The organism is Curtobacterium sp. B8 (assembly GCF_000333315.1).
Lineage (GTDB): Bacteria > Actinomycetota > Actinomycetes > Actinomycetales > Microbacteriaceae > Curtobacterium > Curtobacterium luteum.
The window spans coordinates 1-959 of record NZ_BACW01000092.1; the positions used below are offsets into that span (position 1 = coordinate 1).

A 959-nucleotide genomic window follows, 5' to 3' on the forward strand; every position below is an offset into this window, starting at 1 on the left:
TTCCGCAACACGGTGAGCATCCTCCGGCAGGGCATCGAGGACGTCCTCGCCCCGCGCCGGCAACTGACCGCGACCCTGCGCGACCAGATCGTGGCGCACGACGTCGTCCGCGACCGCGAGCTCGACACGGTCCTCCGCTCGGTCAACCGCGGCCTCGCGGCCTGGATCGAGCAGGGTTCCGCGCGGGACCGCGTCCCGCTCGGCCTGCTCCCTGACCAGGCGGAGGTCGAGACGCTCCGCGAACGCCTCTACGACCCCGACACCGAGTCCGTGCCCCCACCGATCGAGGAACCCGACGACGACGTCTTCGAGGACCTCGACGTCGACACCCTCCGACGGCACGGCGGCCCGCTGCTGGCCGAGCTCCGCGACGCGCTCCGGTCTGCGACCGCCGCGACGAGTTCCGCCGCCTTCCACGGCCTGCCCGACGAGCAGCGGCGGCCGGTCGAGCTCTTCGGCCTGGCCCACCTGCTCACCGGGCGGCCCGACTTCGAGGACGCCCGGCACGTCGTCGCACACCACACCGTGCGTCCCGACGGCAGCGCGGTCACCTTCCACATGCCCACCGCGGACCTCGCGGACGGCGACGCCACCGTCCGCGTCGACGCGGCGGACGACCCAGCACCTTCAACACCACACGGACAGGAGGCACGGTGAGCGACACCACGCCGGCACCGGTCGACGACACGGCCGGGTTCGAGGACACTGCCGAGGTCGACGACTTCGGCACGGTCCCGCAGGACGAGGTCCGCGACGAGACGAGCTTCGCCCTCTTCGAGGGCGACGAGGGCCGACTCGACGAGCCGCAGCGACGCGCGTTCGTCGCGCTGCTCCGCCACACCTACGTGAGCGCGCGCACGCACGCCGACGAGTGGCGTGCGGTGCTCGACGCCGAGGCGCAGCTGCGGTCGCGGCTCAACGACCTCTTCCTCGAGCTCCACGTGGACCGCGACCGCGAG

General features: G+C 73.0%; 2 protein-coding genes. Both read left to right on the top strand.

Annotated elements, in window-relative coordinates; all coding sequences use genetic code 11:
• Window positions 1-657 (top strand): DUF3375 family protein (locus tag I59_RS02485; RefSeq protein ID WP_022902525.1); only part of this gene is annotated, 657 nt, incomplete at its 5' end.
• On the top strand, window positions 654-959 hold a 306-nt coding region (locus I59_RS02490; protein WP_022902526.1), incomplete at its 3' end, for a DUF4194 domain-containing protein. The genes I59_RS02485 and I59_RS02490, both read left to right, overlap by 4 nt.